This window comes from Fibrobacter sp. UWH1, from assembly GCF_002210365.1.
In the GTDB taxonomy this organism is placed as follows: Bacteria; Fibrobacterota; Fibrobacteria; order Fibrobacterales; family Fibrobacteraceae; genus Fibrobacter.
Map to the genome: position 1 here is coordinate 1 of NZ_MWQG01000096.1, position 1,070 is coordinate 1,070.

At 54.6% G+C, this 1,070-nt stretch carries 1 protein-coding gene; it reads right to left on the reverse strand.

From position 1 onward, the window contains the following. The coding region (tuf, locus tag B7992_RS16225; RefSeq protein WP_073161661.1) for an elongation factor Tu at nucleotides 1-1,070 on the reverse strand (1,070 nt) is incomplete at its 3' end.

Sequence of the window (1,070 nt, forward strand, 5' to 3'; positions counted from 1 at the left end):
ACGGTGTCACCCGGGGTCACCATTTCGACACCTTCCGGCAGCTGGATGGTACCAGTAACGTCGGTGGTGCGGAAGTAGAACTGGGGACGATAGCCGTTCATGAACGGAGTGTGGCGACCACCTTCGTCCTTAGTAAGAACGTAGATTTCAGCCTTGAATTCGGTGTGCGGAGTCACAGACTTGGGAGCTGCGAGCACCATACCGCGGGAAATGTCCTTCTTTTCAGCGCCGCGGAGGAGGAGACCAACGTTGTCACCAGCCTGAGCGTCGTCGAGGAGCTTACGGAACATTTCAACACCGGTAATAACGTATTCGGCAGTTTCGCCGAGACCGATGCGTTCGACCTTGTCGTTCAGATGAACAACACCGCGTTCGATACGGCCGGTAGCAACGGTACCACGACCGGTAATGGTGAACACGTCTTCGATCGGCATGAGGAACGGCTTTTCAGTTTCACGAGCCGGCAGCGGAATGTATTCGTCGCAAGCAGCCATGAGTTCCATGATCTTGTCCTGGTATTCTGCGTCGCCTTCGAGAGCCTTGAGTGCAGAACCGCGAATGATCGGAGCGTTGTCGCCGTCAAATTCGTACTTGGAGAGCAGGTCGCGAACTTCCATTTCGACGAGGTCGAGAAGTTCAACGTCATCAACCATGTCAACCTTGTTCATGAAAACAACGATCTTGGGCACGCCAACCTGGTGTGCGAGAAGGATGTGTTCACGAGTCTGGGGCATGGGACCGTCAGTAGCAGCAACGACGAGAATTGCGCCGTCCATCTGAGCAGCACCAGTAACCATGTTCTTGACGTAGTCAGCATGGCCCGGGCAGTCAACGTGTGCGTAGTGACGTGCAGCAGAAGTGTATTCCACGTGAGAGGTGTTAATCGTGATACCACGTGCCTTTTCTTCGGGAGCGTTGTCGATTTCATCGAAACGCTTTGCAGCAGCCAGGCCCTTAGCGGCGAGGGTGGTGCAGATAGCAGCGGTCAGAGTGGTCTTACCGTGGTCAACGTGGCCGATGGTGCCGATGTTGCAGTGCGGCTTACTTCTGTCAAAATGTTCTTTTGCCAT